19 protein-coding genes are annotated in these 16,528 nt (G+C 63.2%); 8 read left to right on the top strand and 11 right to left on the bottom strand.

Translation table 11 applies throughout. The features are described from left to right. A complete protein-coding gene (gene purB, locus LL253_RS04600; RefSeq protein ID WP_009821480.1) occupies positions 1–1,317 on the top strand; it encodes an adenylosuccinate lyase in 1,317 nt (438 codons plus the stop codon). 405 nt (positions 1,318–1,722) lie between these two features. On the opposite strand, the gene LL253_RS04595 is transcribed toward purB, so the two are convergent. The 5 genes from LL253_RS04595 to LL253_RS04575 all read right to left on the bottom strand — a co-directional run bounded on the left by LL253_RS04595 (position 1,723) and on the right by LL253_RS04575 (position 7,359). Beyond that, positions 1,723–3,465: an AIPR family protein gene (locus tag LL253_RS04595; protein WP_228226353.1), complete on the bottom strand. Its 1,743-nt coding sequence runs from the start codon at positions 3,463–3,465 to the stop codon at positions 1,723–1,725. Positions 3,466–3,912: 447 nt separating this feature from the next. Continuing rightward, positions 3,913–4,878: an SGM family class A beta-lactamase gene (gene blaSGM, locus LL253_RS04590; protein ID WP_228226352.1), complete on the bottom strand. Its 966-nt coding sequence runs from the start codon at positions 4,876–4,878 to the stop codon at positions 3,913–3,915. 9 nt (positions 4,879–4,887) lie between these two features. Continuing rightward, positions 4,888–5,223 (bottom strand): 2Fe-2S iron-sulfur cluster-binding protein, encoded by a 336-nt coding sequence (locus LL253_RS04585; RefSeq protein WP_228226351.1) that lies wholly within the window; start codon positions 5,221–5,223, stop codon positions 4,888–4,890. A gap of 16 nt (positions 5,224–5,239) precedes the next feature. Further along, positions 5,240–6,328, bottom strand: coding sequence for a cysteine desulfurase family protein (locus LL253_RS04580; RefSeq protein WP_228226350.1), 1,089 nt, complete (start codon positions 6,326–6,328; stop codon positions 5,240–5,242). Next, positions 6,325–7,359: a cysteine desulfurase family protein gene (locus tag LL253_RS04575; RefSeq protein ID WP_228226349.1), complete on the bottom strand. Its 1,035-nt coding sequence runs from the start codon at positions 7,357–7,359 to the stop codon at positions 6,325–6,327. The genes LL253_RS04580 and LL253_RS04575 overlap by 4 nt, the downstream gene beginning before the upstream one ends. A gap of 154 nt (positions 7,360–7,513) precedes the next feature. Between LL253_RS04575 and LL253_RS04570 the strand changes: the two genes are divergently transcribed. Beyond that, positions 7,514–8,170: an alpha/beta hydrolase gene (locus LL253_RS04570; protein WP_009821471.1), complete on the top strand. Its 657-nt coding sequence runs from the start codon at positions 7,514–7,516 to the stop codon at positions 8,168–8,170. A 102-nt stretch (positions 8,171–8,272) separates the two neighbouring features. Here LL253_RS04570 and LL253_RS04565 read toward each other — a convergent pair whose 3' ends face one another. The 4 genes from LL253_RS04565 to LL253_RS04550 form a co-directional block, all read right to left on the bottom strand. Beyond that, on the bottom strand, positions 8,273–8,821 hold the full coding sequence (locus LL253_RS04565) for a hypothetical protein (RefSeq protein ID WP_037542171.1): 549 nt from the start codon (positions 8,819–8,821) through the stop codon (positions 8,273–8,275). 168 nt (positions 8,822–8,989) lie between these two features. Next, entirely contained in the window at positions 8,990–9,322 is a 333-nt protein-coding gene (locus LL253_RS04560; RefSeq protein ID WP_228226348.1) for a SpoIIAA family protein, read from the bottom strand. A 101-nt stretch (positions 9,323–9,423) separates the two neighbouring features. Then, entirely contained in the window at positions 9,424–9,678 is a 255-nt protein-coding gene (locus LL253_RS04555; protein WP_228226347.1) for a hypothetical protein, read from the bottom strand. A 67-nt stretch (positions 9,679–9,745) separates the two neighbouring features. Beyond that, positions 9,746–9,955 (bottom strand): hypothetical protein, encoded by a 210-nt coding sequence (locus LL253_RS04550; RefSeq protein WP_228220287.1) that lies wholly within the window; start codon positions 9,953–9,955, stop codon positions 9,746–9,748. 159 nt (positions 9,956–10,114) lie between these two features. Between LL253_RS04550 and LL253_RS04545 the strand changes: the two genes are divergently transcribed. Together LL253_RS04545 and LL253_RS04540 are read left to right on the top strand one after the other, a co-directional pair. After that, positions 10,115–11,224, top strand: coding sequence for a sensor histidine kinase (locus tag LL253_RS04545; RefSeq protein ID WP_228226346.1), 1,110 nt, complete (start codon positions 10,115–10,117; stop codon positions 11,222–11,224). A gap of 7 nt (positions 11,225–11,231) precedes the next feature. Next, entirely contained in the window at positions 11,232–11,972 is a 741-nt protein-coding gene (locus LL253_RS04540) for a LytR/AlgR family response regulator transcription factor (protein ID WP_228226345.1), read from the top strand. Between the two features lie 3 nt (positions 11,973–11,975). On the opposite strand, the gene LL253_RS04535 is transcribed toward LL253_RS04540, so the two are convergent. Beyond that, positions 11,976–12,167 (bottom strand): hypothetical protein, encoded by a 192-nt coding sequence (locus tag LL253_RS04535; RefSeq protein ID WP_228220289.1) that lies wholly within the window; start codon positions 12,165–12,167, stop codon positions 11,976–11,978. A gap of 105 nt (positions 12,168–12,272) precedes the next feature. Here LL253_RS04535 and rpiB point away from each other — a divergent pair, with 105 nt between their 5' ends. The 4 genes from rpiB (at position 12,273) to LL253_RS04515 (ending at position 15,704) form a co-directional block, all read left to right on the top strand. Beyond that, entirely contained in the window at positions 12,273–12,710 is a 438-nt protein-coding gene (gene rpiB, locus LL253_RS04530) for a ribose 5-phosphate isomerase B (protein WP_228226344.1), read from the top strand. A gap of 12 nt (positions 12,711–12,722) precedes the next feature. After that, the gene (gene glyA / locus LL253_RS04525) at positions 12,723–14,042 is read left to right on the top strand and encodes a serine hydroxymethyltransferase (RefSeq protein ID WP_228226343.1); all 1,320 of its coding nucleotides are present in this window, start codon (positions 12,723–12,725) and stop codon (positions 14,040–14,042) included. Between the two features lie 6 nt (positions 14,043–14,048). Further along, complete coding sequence (nrdR, locus tag LL253_RS04520) at positions 14,049–14,510, top strand: transcriptional regulator NrdR (RefSeq protein WP_228220292.1); 462 nt, start codon at positions 14,049–14,051, stop codon at positions 14,508–14,510. A 99-nt stretch (positions 14,511–14,609) separates the two neighbouring features. Then, positions 14,610–15,704, top strand: a complete 1,095-nt coding sequence (locus tag LL253_RS04515) for a TrmJ/YjtD family RNA methyltransferase (protein WP_228226342.1) — start codon at positions 14,610–14,612, stop codon at positions 15,702–15,704. Positions 15,705–15,711: 7 nt separating this feature from the next. On the opposite strand, the gene LL253_RS04510 is transcribed toward LL253_RS04515, so the two are convergent. After that, entirely contained in the window at positions 15,712–16,473 is a 762-nt protein-coding gene (locus LL253_RS04510) for a competence/damage-inducible protein A (RefSeq protein WP_228220294.1), read from the bottom strand. Between the last annotated feature and the right edge of the window lie 55 nt (positions 16,474–16,528).

Here is a 16,528-nt window from a genome sequence, read left to right as displayed (position 1 = left end):
ATGATCCCCCGCTATTCCCGCCCGCAGATGACCGCCCTCTGGGAGCCGGAAGCCCGCTTCAAAATCTGGTTCGAGATCGAGGCGCATGCGACCGAGAAGCTGGGCGAGCTGGGCGTGGTGCCGCCGTCGGCCGCCAAGGCGCTGTGGGACTGGTGGGCGACCAACCCCGCGATCGACGTGGACGCGATCGACGCGATCGAGGCCGTGACCAAGCATGACGTCATCGCCTTCCTGACCTGGGTCGCCGAGCAGGTCGGCGACGAAGCCCGCTTCATGCACCAGGGCATGACCAGTTCGGACGTGCTCGACACCTGCCTGGCGGTGCAGCTGACCCGCGCCGCCGATATCTTGATCGAGGATCTCGACCGGCTGCTGGACGTCATCAAGCGCCGCGCGTTCGAACATAAGCTGACCCCGACGATCGGCCGCAGCCATGGCATCCATGCCGAGCCGGTGACGTTTGGCCTGAAAATGGCGGAAGCCTATGCCGAATTCAGCCGCTGCCGCACGCGGCTGATCGCGGCGCGGGCCGAAGTCGCCACCTGCGCCATTTCCGGCGCGGTCGGCACCTTCGCCAATATCGACCCGCGCGTCGAGGAGCATGTGGCCGAGCAGCTGGGCCTTGCCATCGAGCCGGTATCGACGCAGGTCATCCCGCGTGACCGCCATGCGATGTTCTTCGCGACGCTGGGCGTCATCGCATCGTCGATCGAGCGGCTGGCGGTCGAGGTGCGCCACCTGCAACGCACCGAAGTGCTGGAGGCGGAGGAATATTTCTCGCCCGGCCAGAAGGGGTCGAGCGCGATGCCGCACAAGCGCAACCCGGTGCTGACCGAAAATCTGACCGGCCTTGCCCGCATGGTGCGCGCCTATGCCCTGCCCGCGATGGAGAATGTCGCGCTGTGGCATGAGCGGGACATCAGCCATTCGTCGGTCGAACGCTATATCGGCCCGGACGCGACCATCACGCTGGACTTCGCGCTCGGCCGCCTGACCGGGGTGATCGACAAGCTGCTGGTGTACCCTGAGCGGATGATGAAGAATCTCGACAAGATGGGCGGTCTGGTCCACTCGCAGCGCGTGCTGCTGGCGCTGACGCAGGCGGGGGTCAGCCGCGAGGACAGCTATCGCTACGTCCAGCGCAACGCGATGAAGGTGTGGGAATCGGACGGGCAATTGTCGCTGATGGAGTTGCTCAAGGCCGACGCCGACGTCACCGCCGCCCTGTCGCCCGATCAGATCGAGGAGAAATTCAACCTCGATTATCATTTCCGCCAGGTCGATACGATTTTCGAGCGGGTGTTCGGCAAGGCCTGACCCCACAGCGCCCAGCGGCGCACTGCCGAGTCGCCGGGTGACTGTGACAGCAGGGCGAAGTTCACAGTGTCGTCGGCCTTTTTCGGCCCGAAGCGACCCTGACGCGACCGCGAAGCGACCATAAGGCGACCACGAAGCGACACCCTGCGCCGGGCGAACGGGCGGCCTGTGGGGCGTCCGAACAGCGTTGGCGCGGGCGGGCAAATGCGTCATCCGCAAGGGTAGATCAGGAATAATCCTACATTGGTAGGGGGTGTGGGATGCGGTAAGCCGGCGCTCTTATGCCGAGGCGACCGCGATGGCGCGGGATATTGACGAGCGAGGAATTGAACTTCGTACACGTCAGCATTGCGGACATTTAGACGGCGCGGCGGGTGCCCCCAAAGCTGACCCCGCCGGGACATCCTACGCAACTGTAGTCGCGCCGTCAGCCAAGCGACGCGCGATCGCCGTGCGCTTCACCTCTTCAACCAAAGGGCGAGACTTAGCGCTATCTCGCGCCACTGGCAGACCAAGCTTGCCAAGAGCTTCACGTACGATCAGCACCGATTCATCAAACGCCTCTTTAGCCTTTGCAGCATCGGCCAAATGAGCTTCTAGCTGTTTGCAATACATGCCAACCTTCTTGTTTCCCGCACCGGGATACTCTTCTGCTTCAAATCGCGATCGGAAAGCGAAAAGCAGAAAGTATTTGAATGGCCGAATATCGCGTTCCTCATTGATAAGTTTACGCAACGCGATTTCAAACCGATAGCCAGCTAGAGCTGAAAGGAAATAGGGTTCCGGCTTATGGGCGGGCTGAAATACACGATCTTTCACAGTCTTGAGTAGCGTTCCCTGATAGCGACTGGCTTGGTTAGGCTGGTCAAGAAACATCGACGCATAGCATTTTAGCTGGTTGCCGATTGTAACGATACGCCCCTTTTCAATCGCGCCGCTACTAGCATATTGCTTCGCACGACGCTCGTAATAGAGTTTTATGTCACCGTGCACACCTCCATAGTAATCCTCTAAATCACGCTGAAACTGTGTAAGTGCAAGAAGGTCGTTTTCTTCAACGTTTGTCTGCTTGTTAGTGGACTTTATGATGCTTTGGGCTACGTCCTCACTGACAGTATGAATTATTTTAACAGGTACGAAAAGGTCGCCGGTAATTTCGTTTTGATGAGCAAATATTACGTGACTGGTCTGGCACCCGTTCACAATCTGATAATCTTCTAAAATATATTGACTAGAAGTAACCTTAATATTTCGAGCGACTATAGTAATTCCATTATTGCGCAAAACAAATTGATCGAAAAGGCCGTCTGTGATCGTTTTCGCTATGTCAACGTTCACAGGGTTTTCGCCTTGAAAATCCCGAACGTTATCTACAAAGACGGATTTAATTATATTGCCGCTATCATCGGCTAGCAGCTTTATGAATTCTCCTACTGGTAGAACTCCAAGGTATGATGCACTGACGCCTTCAATGGTAGGAAGGGTGATTAACTTCTCGAACTTGACCTCCCGCGCAATACTCGTCTTGGTAGCGCGATAGAGAGCCTGCACTTGGCGCGCGCCTAAAGGCTCAAAAGCAACGTCCGAAAACAGATTTGTATTCAATAAGTCTTGACGTTTGCGCTTGATAATTTCAACTAGATATGAGTCCTCTGCCCAATTTCCGGTACAGGCATAATAAACTCGACACACGGGATTATCTTTTAGCTTGGAAGAATTTTGCAAAATGCGCTCTTTGATTTCTATGAGCCGTTTAACATCGTCATTTACGGGAAGCTTTTGCGTCGGCGCAAAGACCTCGTTCACAAGGTTGTCACCAAGCGCAATCAGGGCCGCTCCATCAAAGCTGGACGATGATTTCGCTTGGATGATAATGAATTCGGCGTCGAGATAGCCGTTTAGCGCCAAAACATCGTCGATATATTCTGCGTCGCTGGCGAGGCGGCCGTTCACCTTGACGGCGAAGGAGTCTACGTTCAGATCGCCGCCATCTCCGACAACCAAATCATTTGTGTCGAATTCTTCCGTGAAGCGCGACGAAACGACACTGTATGCTGCAAAGTGCTCAAACTGCTTGTCACTCGCAAGCTCGGTTAGATCATTGCTATCGGCAAAGTCCTTCATCAGAGCTTGAGTAACGGAATCCATTTGTGACCTCGCGCAGTATTTCACTGGCAACGGCCTAACGAATGCCACACGCTGTGCCAACGAGTTTGCTCAGGTGATGCCAAAATGATCGATGGCGACCGTGATGCTATGCCCACGGCAAGGAAGCAGATATTTGCCGAGACCCGCGTAATGTCAGGTATCTCCTAGCCACCGGCAGAGACCCGACCGTCTCCTACCGGCCATACTTTCCACCGGTCAAGCACAGCTCCCAAAGGTCCGAAATGCTTCGTTGCCAAATTTTCGCCTCAGATTAGGTGCGACGCCAGCAAAATAGCGCCCTCTGCCTACCCCACACCCCTCCGTCTGGCCTTTGGCCAGCCACCTCCCCTGCCAGGGGAGGATGCGGGGCAGGTTAGCGATCGGGTGATCATGAGCCGTCCGTCCAGCACTGAGATCGGCGCACGTCCTGCCGCCCGCCCTGCCCTATTATTCGAGGCCGCTCTTGCGCGCTTGGCCCACGAAGTTCAGCGCGGCGCGGGCGGTTTCGGCTATCGCCGCTTCGGCTTTCTTCGTATCGATGGTCGGGCGGTCGAGATAGATGGCAAGGATATATTCCTCGCCGGTGGGGGACTTGACCAGCGCCACGTCATTATAGGCGGTGCCGCAGCTGCCGGTCTTGCTGCCCGAGGTCCAGCCTTCGGGCAGGCCGGCCTTGATGCGCTTGTCGCCGGTGCTGCTGGCGTTGAACCAGGCGCGCAGGCGGTCGGCGCTCTCCGCCTTCAGGTCGCGAAAGAAGAGGCGCGCCATCAGGCCCGCCATGGCGGCGGGCGTGGTCGTGTCGCGCGGGTCGCCTTCCGCATTTTCATTGAGCGCGGGTTCATTGCGGTCGAGCCGGGTGACATCATCGCCATGGACGCGCATGAAGGCGGTCAGCCCTTCCGGCCCGCCCAGCATCGGCAGCAGCAGATTGGCTGCGCTATTGTCGCTGACCTCCACCGCCGCGCGCGCCAGTTCCTCCATCGACATGCGGCCGCGCTTGAGGTTCTTCTTCACCACCGGCGCGTAATCGAGCACATCCTCCTTGCCGAAGGGGATGGTCCCTTCCAGCCCGAACTTGCCGCCATCCGCGCCGGTCAGCACGGCGGCGGCCAGCGGCGCCTTGAAGGTCGAGCACATGGCGAACCGCTCGTCCCGGTTGAAGCCCAGGAGCAGCGCGCCCTGCCGGTCGACCAGCGCGACGCCCAGGCGTCCGCCCGTCTCCTCCTCAATCTCCTTGGGATTGCGGACCTGCTCCAACGCCGATTGCGGCACCAGATAGCGCGGCGCGGCGGGCATGAGATTGTCGAGATTGCCGGTCGGCGCGGGCTCCTGCGCCGGGGTCTTCTGCCGGTCGGCGGCGGAGGCGGGCGTGGCGAGCAGCGCCAGAAGCCCGAGAGCGGTGACGATCTTCATGGGGCGACCTTACATTCCCTGCATATTGTTGAATTCGCCCGGAATGCGGACGGTGAGGCTGTCCATAGCGGGATCGAGGACGATCTGGCAGGACAGGCGGCTGGTGCGCGTGGCGGCGGCGGCAAGATCGAGCATGTCCTCCTCATCCTCGCTGGCGCGGGGGAGCCGGGCGAAATCGCCGGCGTCGACGATGACATGGCAGGTGGAGCAGGCCATCTGGCCTTCGCAGGTGCCCTCCAGCGGCTGGCCGGCGGCCTGTGCGACCTCCAGCAATATGGAGCCGGCCGGCCCGTCGACCTCCTGCCGCCGCTCCCCGTCAGCGCTGATGAAGGTGACCCTGGTCATGATATGCGCTCCCTTGTCACGGCGCCGCTTGTGCGGCTGCCGCCTCATTCAACGCCCTTGCAGCCCTCTCCACCTCATCCGGCGTCGTGTAGCGGCCAAAGCCGATCCGCACCGATCCGCGCGCCTGAGCGTCGGTCAGCCCCAGCGCGCGCAGCACATGGCTAGGCCGCCCGGACCCGCTTGCGCAAGCGCTGCCGAGCGAAAAAGCAACATTGCGGCAATAAGACAACAAACGCGCGCCGTCGATTCCGTCACGCCGCAGGTTGAGATTGCCGGGGTAGCGGTGCGTCGCGCTGCCGTTGAGCGACCAGTCGGGAAGAGCCAAGCGGGCGAGCGATGCGAGGCTTTCGACATGGGTGCGGTCGGCGTCCGCCCGCTCGCGCATCAGGCGGGCAGCGACGCCAAAGCCCGCGCACAGCGCCGGGGAAAGCGTGCCGGAGCGCAGCCCCGCTTCCTGCCCGCCGCCATGGAGGAGCGGTGCGGGCCGGACGCCATCGCGCAGCCAGAGCCCGCCCACCCCCTTTGGCCCGTGGATCTTGTGCGCGCTGATCGCGATCATGTCGCAGCCATCGGGGATGGGCACGCGGCCATAGCCCTGCACCGCGTCGCACAGGAACAGTGCGCCGGCGTCGCGCGCCAGTCTGGCAAGCGCCGCTGTCGGCTGGATCACGCCGATTTCATTGTTGACCAGCATCGCGGCGACCAGCGCCACGCCGGGGCGGATGGCGGCGCGGGCCGCGTCCATGTCCACAAAGCCGTCGTTATCGACCGGCAGGATCGTCACGTCCCGCCCCTGCCGCCGCATCGCCTCTGCCGTATCGAGCACGGCGGCATGTTCGGTCGCGATGGTGACGATGCCGCCGGGCGGCGCACCCTGGATCGCGATGTTGAGCGCCTCGGTCGCGCCGGAGGTGAAGATCAGGCGGCCGCCGGGGGGCAGCAGGCGGGCAATCTCATCCCGCGCCACTTCGACCTGCGCGGCGGCGGCGCGGCCGGGGCGATGGGCGCTGTGCGGATTGGCGAACTGGTCGCGCAGCAGCGGGACCATGGCGTCGAACGCCTCGGGCGCGAGCGGCGTCGTCGCCTGATAATCGAGATAGATCATGACCGCGCCCGCTGCGCCATGGCGGTCCAGACGGCAAGGAACCGGTCGACGTCGCCCTCGCTGGTCTGCGGGCCGAAGCTGACGCGGACGACTTCGCCGGCCTCTGCCTCGTCCCAGCCCATCGCGCCAAGGACATGGCTGGTCTTCAACGAGCCGGACGAACAGGCGCTGCCGGCGGACACCGAAATGCCCTGCATGTCGAACTGGATGAGCTGCGCGCGCGCCGACAGGCCCGGCATGCGGTAGCTGGCGATGGTGGGGATGCGGGGCGCATCGCGCGCGACGATCGTGCCGCCCGCAGCTTCTATCCCGGCGTCGAGGCGTGCGCGCAGGGCGGCGGCGCGGGGCAGCCAGTTGCTTTGCGCGTCGAGGGCCGCGGCCATGGCGAGAATGGCGGGGAGATTTTCCGTGCCTGCGCGATAGCCCTGTTCCTGGCCGCCTGTTGCGTCGATCAGGGCGAGGTCGCGGATCAGCAGCGCACCGACGCCGGGGGCCCCCCCGAATTTATGCGCGCTCACCGCGATCATGTCGGCGTCGGGCAGCGACAGCTTGCCGGCGCTCTGGGCGCAGTCTGCGAAGAGAATCGCCTCGCCCCGCTCGATCCGGTCGAGCGGCTGGATCACGCCCGTTTCATTGTTGACATGCTGGATGGCGAGGATGGTCCCTCCTCCTTCGATCCGGGCGCAGACCCGGCCATCAGCGTCCACCGGCAGGCGATCCGCGCCCGCCGTCACGCGCAGCACGGCGTCATGTTCTACCGGCGAGGTCAGTATCCGGGCCGCCTTGGCGCGGGTGAGCGCGATGGCGATGGCCTCGCTCGCGCCCGACGTGAAGATGACAGGACCGTCCCACCCCAATGCGACGGCGATGCGGGCGCGCGCATCCTCCAGCGCGGCGCGCGCGGCGCGGCCATCGGCATGGGGACTGGACGGGTTCGCCCAGGCGTCCAGCGCAGCGACCATGGCGCCGCGCGCCTGCGGCAGCATCGGGGTGGTGGCGGCGTGATCGAGATAAAGGCGGTCGGCGGCCAAGCGGCGTTACTCATTGATTGCGGAAATGGCGGCGGCTTCTATATAGGCGGTTTGCCGCGCCGCGCCAGCTTGGCCTGGCGTTTGCGCCGACCCTTTTCCCCGCTGTCCTGACCCTTGTCAAAGGAGCAGGCTGCCCAGAACGATAACAGGTGCCATGCCCGACGTCATTTTCCCCGGACCCGAAGGCCGTCTCGAAGGCCGTTTCAGCCCCCCGCCGCGCCCGCGCGCGCCGGTCGCGATGATCCTGCATCCCCATCCGCAGGGCGGCGGCACGATGAACGACCGGATCACCCAGGCGCTCTACAAGACATTCGTGAAGCGCGGCTTTGCCGTGCTGCGCTTCAACTTCCGTGGTGTTGGTCGCAGCCAGGGGACGTTCGACAATGGCGTAGGCGAATTGTCCGACGCGGCCGCCGCGCTCGACTGGGTGCAGAGCTTCCATCCCGAAGCGCAGACGACATGGATCGCCGGCTTTTCGTTCGGCGCGTGGATTGGCATGCAGTTGCTGATGCGCCGCCCGGAAATTCGGGGCTTCATCTCGGTCGCGCCGCCCGCCAACATGTATGATTTCTCGTTCCTGGCCCCCTGCCCGTCCAGCGGCATCATCGTGCAGGGCACGTCGGACGAGGTGGTGACGGCGAGCGCCGTGCAGAAGCTGGTCGACAAGCTGCGCACGCAAAAGGGCATCACCATCCATCATGACGAGATTCGCGGCGCCAATCACTTTTTCGAGCATGAGCTCGACCAGCTGATGAAGTCGGTCGACAATTATCTGGACATGCGCCTGTCGCCGGATTCGCCGATCCGCTGATCCGCCGGGCGAAGCCCGATACGCAAAAGGGCGCGATGGCCATGTGGCCGCCGCGCCCTTTTTGCTGCCCCGCGCTCCCCCCGAAGCGCCGGGCGCCAACGATCAGTTGGCCTTGCTCATGTCCACCTTTTCCACCCACTCGGGATAAAAGGTCGGCTCGCGGTTGGACCAGCCCGCAGCGGTCGCAGCGGCTTCGCTGATCGACTGAAGCAGTGTACGGCGCTTTTCGGGGTGAAGGTGCGGCAGGCTGGCCGCCGCGCAGAAGGCGCCGGGAAGCCAGGGCCGCGATCCCGCGCCGAGCAGCCGTTCATACAGGAAGCGATAGGCCGAAAAGCTGCCGATACGATCCTGTCCGAGATCGAAGGCGGAAATCGTGACCAATGGGGCCATGAAGGGTTCAGCCTGTTCCAGGCCGCTGTCGTCAGGCACGCGCATCTTGATTTCGTCGAGACGCCCGTAGATGCGGGCTTGCGCCCGGATCGAGGCTTCCTCGACCAAGTCGCGCGACCATAATTTCATCGCGTCGCGGCGACGAAGACCGATGTCAAGCGATCGACGAATATAGCGTTGCGTTGCAGACGGGAAACTCGCGAATTCGCGCAATTCCGCCAAGGTGACGGCGCCATCTGCTGGTCTTGCACTCGTGCCCATAGTCTTGCCCTCCGACTTGAAGTCGTACGACAGACTATGCGCCCTCCATGGTTACCGAAGGCTTAAGCGCCTATTCTGCCGCCGTTCACAAGGGATCAGATTTGGTTGTGCAGCGCAACATGAAAATCGGCGTTTGCGACAAATGGATGACGGTTGCGCCATTAGGGATCAGGCGACTGCGGCGACATCCTGTGTCAGCCAGGCAAAAGCCGTGTCCGCCCGGTCGAAAATTTGGAGATAGGACTGCGTCATTTCTCGTTGCACCTGCAGGCGCGCAAGCGCGCTGGCCGTGACGATGGCGATGCGTCGCGCCTGGGGGAAGCCGGCAAATTGGGTTCGGAACATGGCCAGAGCATTTTGCGGTTGAATGGCGCTTCGGCTCATATCCATCCGTAATAGATAGCCCGGATAGAATCCGTGACGGTCAAATTCGGTCCAGCAGGCGCGCGCGTAAGCCGCGACATCGTTCACGGTAAAATGGCGATGCCATGCCACGTCCATCAGGCGCAGGTCAGGACGAAACGTTAAGGCATAATGACAATAGGGCATTACGGCGAACTCCAGCTTCGCGCGTCAATGCCTTATAAATCTTAGCAAATGCCTTAAGCGTCGACCCGGCCCGCCAAAGCCGCGCTGATCATGCTGCGCCAGATCGCCACATCTCCGGCATTCGCCATTTGCGTATCGGGCTCTCGCAAGGTGTGGAGGATGGCATAGGCATCCTCCACATGATCGGGCCATGCCGCGTCGACCGCGCTCGACGCGTGGGCATCCTGCCCTTCGCCATTTAGGCTCAAATGGCGGCCAGCCAGAACCCGGGCAATCCGCTCCACGGCGGGCGTGCAGGATGTCGGCATCGAACGGGTCACTCCTCTCGTTATTTCTCTTGTCGTCGCATGATAGCATCAATATTCGCCACCGCCATCAATCCTCTTCGCGGTAGCCGGACGAGGGCACCGGATCGCCCTTGTCGCCTGAGCGCGCGGTCGAGGGCGGATCAGATGCATCCATCGAATCCTTAAGCCCCTCGTCCAGCTTTTCGTCCGCGGTGATGATATGGTCCTGATGATCGGTTTCGCGATCGTCGCGGGCTTCCTCGCGGCTGTTGGGGCGAATGTCGGTCTTGTCGCTCATGTCACTCTCCTTCCGCGCGCCAATAGCGCGCTTTCACGGAGTCAACGATGGGTGGGAAGCGCGGTTCCGCTGTTGATCGTTCGACCAACATGCATCGCGGTTCGACCAGCTACCAGGGCATGGGGCGACAATTTGTGCCGAGAGCGATAGACAGGAACCATGACTTTGTTTCCCGAAGACGGCGACCGCGGCGTTTCCCCCGCGATCGCGCTCTATTCCATTCTGGGCTTCTGGCTGTTCTACACCATGCTGGTCAGCCTGCGCGCTGCGGTGGTAGGCTTTGAATCGCAGATGGAGATGGCCGCCCGCCGCATGGTGGTGGCGATCATCGGCATCATCATCACCTGGGTGCTCTATCTGGTGCTGCGCCGCTTCGATGCGCGGCCCCTGGCGCTGCGGATCGTCGCCGCCTTTTCGCTTGCTGCGCCCTTCGCGCTCGCGATGGCCGCGACCAACTATTATATGTTCAACGTCTATGACCCCACGATGTTCGCCGATGCCGAGATGCAGAAAAAGGCGGTCGAGGAAAATTATGCGCTGATCAGCATCGTCGAGGATGCGATCAGCCGCTTCTTCTTCCTGTCCGCATGGGCGGGGCTTTACCTTGCCCTTTCCTACGCCAGCGAAGCACGCCGCGTCGAGCGCCGCGCCGCCCGGCTTGAGCGTGCGGCGCAGCAGGCCGAATTGCGCTCGCTACGTTATCAGGTGAACCCGCATTTCCTGTTCAACACGCTTAATTCGCTCTCCTCGCTGGTGATGAAGGACCGGCGCGACGAGGCCGAGCAGATGATCATGTCGCTCAGCAATTTCTATCGCACCAGCCTGACCGGCGATCCGCTCGACGATGTGCCGCTGGCGGAGGAAGTGCATCTCCAGAAACTCTATCTGGATATTGAGGGGGTGCGTTTCCCCGACCGTCTGAAGACGGTGATCGACATTCCGCCGGCGCTGCTGACTGCCTGCGTTCCGGGCCTGATCCTGCAACCGGTGGTCGAAAATGCCATCAAATATGGCGTGTCGCGCACATCCCGGCCCGTGGAGATCCGGATCACCGCACGCGAGGATGGCGACCTGATGCACATCAACGTCACCGACGATGGCCCCAATCCTCCCGGCGACGCGGACGGCGGCAACGGCATCGGCCTCGCCAATGTGCGCGACCGGCTGACCGCCCGCTTTGGCGATAGCGGGCGGATCGTCTATGGTCCGCGCGAGGCGGGCGGCTTTGCCGTGCTGCTGACCCTTCCCATCCTTCGCAAGGGGTGCTGAACGCATCATGTCCATCCGCACGATGATCGTCGATGACGAACCGCTGGCGATCGAGCGGTTGCAGATGCTGTGCGCGCGCGAACCGCGCATCGCCCTGGTCGGCACCGCCAGCGATGGCGAGGCGGCGCTGCGCTTGATCGAGGTGTTGAAGCCCGACCTCGTCATGCTGGACATCGCCATGCCGTTGTTGGACGGCATCGGCGTCGCACGCGCGGTCGGACGTATGGGCATGCGCCCCGCGGTCATTTTCGTGACCGCGTTCGAAGGTTTCGCGGTCGAGGCGTTCGATCTGGCGGCGGTCGATTATATGCTGAAACCCGTTGCGCATGACCGTTTGTCGCGCGCCATCGACCGGGTGGAGGCGGCGCTGCGCAACCGCTTGCCCGAAGGCGAGGCCGCTGCCGAGCCGCAACCGGAATGGGCGGAGGAATTCTGGGTGCCTCACCGGTCCGAACTGATCCGCCTCGCCACCGACCAGATCGACCGGATCGAGGCGGAGCGCGATTATATGCGCCTGCATGTCGGGCAGCACAGCTATTTGCTGCACCAGACGATCAGTTCGCTGGAGGAAAGGCTGGACCCGCAGCAGTTCGTCCGCCTGCACCGGTCGCATATCGTGCGGCGCGACCATATCGCGCGGCTGCGCCATGACGGCAGCGGCGTGTGGTTCGCGGCGCTGGCGGACGGAGGCGAGATAAGGATCGGCCGCACCTTCCTGGCCAATGCACGGGCGATGACGGGACGCTGAGCCTCAGCGCGTTTCCAGCAGACGCGCGTCCGGACCCGGCAGCGCCGTGATCGCGACATTGGCGAACATGACAAGGCCTGCGATGATCATCAGCGCGCCGCGTTTGCGATCGCCCCTGCGCGCGATGGCGTAAATGCCGCCGCCCGTCAGCAACACGCCCGCAAGCATCAGGATGGAAAGAAGGGTGCCGGCCATGGGGCGATGCCATAAGCGGCAAGCTGGACTGTGGCAATTGCCGCCTTGTCCTCCTATGAGGCGCGCAGACCCGAATCACCCGCAGGTGAAGGACCGTTGCAGCCCATGAAAATCGCCATTGCTTCCGATCATGCCGCCGTCGAATTGAAGGCGGAACTGGCGCAGTGGCTGCGCGCGGAAGGTCATCTGGTCGAGGACCTGGGGCCGGCGACCGCCGACCGGGTGGATTATCCCGATTATGGTTACAAGCTCGCGACAGCGGTCGCATCGGGCGCGGCCGATCGCGGCATCGCGCTGTGCGGATCGGGCATCGGCATCTCGATCGCGGTCAATCGCAACCCTGCCTGCCGGTGCGCGCTGGTCGGCGAGCCGCTGTCGGCCGCCCTTTCACGTGAGCATAATGACGCCAACGTCCTGGCCATGGGCGCGCGCCTGACCGGCGTGGACATGGCCAAGGCCTGCGTAACCGCATTCCTGACCACCGAATTTGGCGGCGGACGTCATGCCGGCCGCGTGGACAAACTCTCCCAGCCTGCGCTCTGAAAGGATCCTGCGATGAGCACCGACACCCTCTCCCCCCCCGCCCTGTCGGACATTCGTTCGGAAGGCTATTTTACCCGCAGCCTGGCGGACGCCGATCCCGCCGTGTTCGGCGGCGTGCAACAGGAATTGAAGCGCGAGCAGACCCAGATTGAGCTGATCGCGTCCGAAAACATCGTGTCGAAAGCGGTGCTGGAAGCGCAGGGATCGGTCTTCACCAACAAATATGCCGAAGGCTATCCGGGCAAGCGCTATTATCAGGGCTGTGCCCCATCCGACGTGGTGGAACAGCTCGCCATCGACCGCGCGAAAGAGCTGTTTGGCTGCAACTTCGTCAACGTCCAGCCGCATTCGGGCGCGCAGGCCAATGGCGGCGTCATGCTGGCGCTGGTGAAGCCAGGCGAGACGATCATGGGCCTTAGCCTGGACGCGGGCGGCCACCTGACCCACGGGTCCAAACCCAGCATGTCGGGCAAATGGTTCAACGCCGTGCAATATGGCGTGCGCGAGGACACCCACCTCATCGACTATGACGATGTCGAGCGGCAGGCGATCGAATGCCAGCCAAAGCTGATCATCGCGGGCGGCAGCGCCTATCCGCGCCAGATCGACTTCGCCCGCTTCCGCGCCATCGCGGACAAGGTCGGCGCGCTGTTCATGGTCGATATGGCGCATTTCGCAGGCCTGGTCGCCGGCGGCGCGCACCCGTCGCCCTTCGGCCATGCCCATGTCGTGACGACGACTACGCACAAGACGCTGCGCGGCCCGCGTGGCGGCATGATCCTGACCGATGACGAGGCGATCGCCAAGAAGATCAATTCGGCCATCTTCCCCGGCCTTCAGGGCGGCCCGCTGATGCATGTCATCGCCGCCAAGGCGGTGGCGTTCGGCGAAGCGCTGCGCCCCGAATTCAAGACCTATGCGCAGCAGATCGTCACCAACGCCCGGGCGCTGGCGACGAAGCTGGAGCAGCGCGGGCTGGCGGTTATTTCCGGCGGCACCGACACGCATCTGGCGCTCATCGACCTGCGCCCCTACGGCATTTCGGGCAAGGACGCGGACGAGGCGCTGGAGCGCAGCTTCATCACCTGCAACAAGAATGGCGTGCCGGGCGACCCGCTGCCGCCGACCAAGACCAGCGGCATCCGCGTGGGTTCACCCGCCGGCACGACGCGCGGTTTCGGCGTGGCGGAGTTCGAGGCGATTGGCGACATGATCGCCGACGTGCTGGAGGGGCTGCGCGATCATGGCGAAGAAGGCGACGCGAGCGTCGAGGCCAATGTCCGCGAGCGCGTTGCGGCGCTGTGCGCGCGCTTCCCCATCTACGAAGGATAAGCCCGCTTGCGCTGCCCCTTCTGTGCCCATGAAGACAGCCAGGTGAAGGACAGCCGGCCGACGGAGGATGGCGCCGCCATCCGCCGTCGCCGCCAGTGCGAGGCGTGCGGCGCACGCTTCACCACCTTCGAGCGCATCCAGTTGCGTGACATCTGGGTGGTGAAGAGCGAGGGCCGCAAGGAAGCGTTCGACCGGGACAAGCTGGCCCGGTCGGTCGGCATCGCCTGCCGCAAGCGGCCGATCGACCCCAGCCGGCTGGAGAAGCTCATTTCCGGCATCCAGCGCCAGCTTGAAACCAGCGGCGACGGCGAAGTCCCCGCGCGCGCGATCGGCGAAATGGTGATGGAAGGGCTGAAACGCCTCGACAGCGTCGCCTATATCCGCTTCGCCAGCGTCTACAAGGACTTCACCGACGCCAAGGATTTCGAGGAGTTTGCAGGGACGGTGAAGGAGGTGGGGCGTGAGTGAGCTTTTGGTCCCTTTCCCCATTCCCTCCGTTCGGTTCGAGCCCGTCGAGAACTTTTATAGCACTTCCTCTCAAATCACAAAGACCATCCAAGCCGCATCATGAGTTTCTGGGTCTATATCCTTCGCTGTGCCGACGGCAGTTATTACACAGGCCACACCGATGATCTGGAGCGGCGCATCGCTCAGCATCAGGCCGGGGAACTGCCCGGATATACACATGACCGGCGTCCGGTAACGCTTGTCTTCAGCGAGAATTTCACGGATCGGATCGACGCTCTGGAACGAGAGCGTCAGGTAAAAGATTGGTCGCCAAAGAAAAAGGAAGCATTGATCCGGGGAGACTGGAACGCTGTGTCCGAGGCGGCCCGTTCTCGACCACGGGTCTCGGCTTCGCTCGACCCTGGCTCGAACCGAACGGATGGGATAGCTGCGCACCCCATTTCCTCCGTTCGGTTCGAGCCTGTGGAGAACAACATGCCCACGCCAACTCCCATAATCGTCCTCGTCCGCCCGCAATTAGGTGAGAATATCGGCAAGGCGGCGCGGGCCATGCTGAATTTCGGGTTGACCGAAATGCGGCTGGTGAGCCCGCGCGATGGCTGGCCCAATCCTGATGCCGGGCCGGCGGCGGCGGGCGCGGACGTCGTGCTGGACGGCGCGCAGGTCTATGAGACGCTGGCCGATGCGGTCGCGGATTGCGCCCATGTCTATGCGACCACCGTGCGCAAGCGCGGCGTCACCAAGCCCGTGGTCACGCCGGACGAAGCGGCGCGCGAAATCCATGGTGCGACGGGTCGCAGCGCCTATGTGTTCGGTCCCGAACGATCGGGCCTGGAAACCGACGATGTCGCGCTCGCGCGCAAGATTCTGACCGTGCCGATCAACCCGGAATTCGGATCGTTGAACCTGGCGCAGGCGGTGATCCTGTGCGCCTATGAATGGTCGAAGCAGGCCGCACTGACGCAGCCCACCGTCACGGACCTGGGCGAACCCGCGGCGCAGGACGAGCTGGAAGGGATGATTGGCCAGTTCGAGACGCTGCTGGAACATGCCGGCTATTTCTTCCCGCCCGATCGCGCGCCCGCGACCAAGCGGACGCTGCGCAACCTGCTGACCAAGCCGGGCTGGAATCATCTGGAAGTGCGGACATTGCGCGGTGTCCTGTCCGCGCTTGGCAAACCGCGCGCGCGCTGACCCGCCCCTATATGCCGCCGGGGTGCACCGGCCAGCCGCCCTGCTCCAGCGCGTCGCTCAGGGCGGATACGCAAGCGTCCAGTCGCGCCTGATCGGTCGAGCGCACCACGAAATTCGCGCCGGTCCGGCCTTCGCGGAAAAAGGGATAGCTGCCGATCTGGCACCCCTCATGCGCCCGTTCGGTCTTGCCCAGCAGGTCGGCGACTTCGCTTTCGGCGACCCAGCAGCCGATCGTCGTCGCCAGCAGCGGGCTGCCTCCCTCCAGCGTGCCCGTCAGCGCTTCGAGCATGCCGGCGGTGATCGATGGCACGCCGGCCATGATGAAGATATTGCCGTGGCGGATGCCCGGCGCGCCCGACATGCGGTTTTCGATCAGGCTCGCCCCATCGGGCACGCGCGCCATGCGCAGCCGCGCGTCGGTGAGGCCACCGCGCGTTTCATAATAAAGTTCGAGCACCGCGCGCGCCTTGGGATGAATGACGACACCGACGCCCAACGCCGCCGCGATGGCATCGACAGTGATGTCGTCATGCGTGGGGCCGATGCCCCCGGTGGTGAACAGATAGTCATTGCGCGCGCGCAGGATGTTGACCGCTTCGACAATGGCGGGCTGATCGTCGGCGACGACGCGCACCTCGGCCAGCCTGATGCCCTGAACATTGAGCCATGTGGCGATCTGCGCCACATTCCTGTCCTGCGTACGCCCCGACAAAATTTCATCGCCGATGACGATCAGGGCGGCGGTCCAGGTGCGGTTGGGATCAGGCATGGCGCGGTCATAGCCGTGCCCGCGCGCCCTGCCTAGACGCCCCTCGCATTATGGC

Source organism: Sphingobium soli (assembly GCF_020782245.1).
Classification (GTDB): domain Bacteria; phylum Pseudomonadota; class Alphaproteobacteria; order Sphingomonadales; family Sphingomonadaceae; genus Sphingobium; species Sphingobium soli.
Note: the sequence above shows the minus strand (reverse complement) of the source record. Positions and strands in the feature narration are given on the sequence as shown.

What these genes read in the sequence shown, in the direction of transcription:
- purB (WP_009821480.1), top strand. Translation starts at nt 1, where the DNA reads ATGATCCCCCGCTATTCCCGCCCGCAGATGACCGCCCTCTGGGAGCCG.
- LL253_RS04595 (WP_228226353.1), bottom strand. Translation starts at nt 3,465, where the DNA reads ATGGATTCCGTTACTCAAGCTCTGATGAAGGACTTTGCCGATAGCAAT.
- blaSGM (WP_228226352.1), bottom strand. Translation starts at nt 4,878, where the DNA reads ATGAAGATCGTCACCGCTCTCGGGCTTCTGGCGCTGCTCGCCACGCCC.
- LL253_RS04585 (WP_228226351.1), bottom strand. Translation starts at nt 5,223, where the DNA reads ATGACCAGGGTCACCTTCATCAGCGCTGACGGGGAGCGGCGGCAGGAG.
- LL253_RS04580 (WP_228226350.1), bottom strand. Translation starts at nt 6,328, where the DNA reads ATGATCTATCTCGATTATCAGGCGACGACGCCGCTCGCGCCCGAGGCG.
- LL253_RS04570 (WP_009821471.1), top strand. Translation starts at nt 7,514, where the DNA reads ATGCCCGACGTCATTTTCCCCGGACCCGAAGGCCGTCTCGAAGGCCGT.
- LL253_RS04565 (WP_037542171.1), bottom strand. Translation starts at nt 8,821, where the DNA reads ATGGGCACGAGTGCAAGACCAGCAGATGGCGCCGTCACCTTGGCGGAA.
- LL253_RS04560 (WP_228226348.1), bottom strand. Translation starts at nt 9,322, where the DNA reads ATGGACGTGGCATGGCATCGCCATTTTACCGTGAACGATGTCGCGGCT.
- LL253_RS04555 (WP_228226347.1), bottom strand. Translation starts at nt 9,678, where the DNA reads ATGCCGACATCCTGCACGCCCGCCGTGGAGCGGATTGCCCGGGTTCTG.
- LL253_RS04550 (WP_228220287.1), bottom strand. Translation starts at nt 9,955, where the DNA reads ATGAGCGACAAGACCGACATTCGCCCCAACAGCCGCGAGGAAGCCCGC.
- LL253_RS04545 (WP_228226346.1), top strand. Translation starts at nt 10,115, where the DNA reads ATGACTTTGTTTCCCGAAGACGGCGACCGCGGCGTTTCCCCCGCGATC.
- LL253_RS04540 (WP_228226345.1), top strand. Translation starts at nt 11,232, where the DNA reads ATGTCCATCCGCACGATGATCGTCGATGACGAACCGCTGGCGATCGAG.
- LL253_RS04535 (WP_228220289.1), bottom strand. Translation starts at nt 12,167, where the DNA reads ATGGCCGGCACCCTTCTTTCCATCCTGATGCTTGCGGGCGTGTTGCTG.
- rpiB (WP_228226344.1), top strand. Translation starts at nt 12,273, where the DNA reads ATGAAAATCGCCATTGCTTCCGATCATGCCGCCGTCGAATTGAAGGCG.
- glyA (WP_228226343.1), top strand. Translation starts at nt 12,723, where the DNA reads ATGAGCACCGACACCCTCTCCCCCCCCGCCCTGTCGGACATTCGTTCG.
- LL253_RS04515 (WP_228226342.1), top strand. Translation starts at nt 14,610, where the DNA reads ATGAGTTTCTGGGTCTATATCCTTCGCTGTGCCGACGGCAGTTATTAC.
- LL253_RS04510 (WP_228220294.1), bottom strand. Translation starts at nt 16,473, where the DNA reads ATGCCTGATCCCAACCGCACCTGGACCGCCGCCCTGATCGTCATCGGC.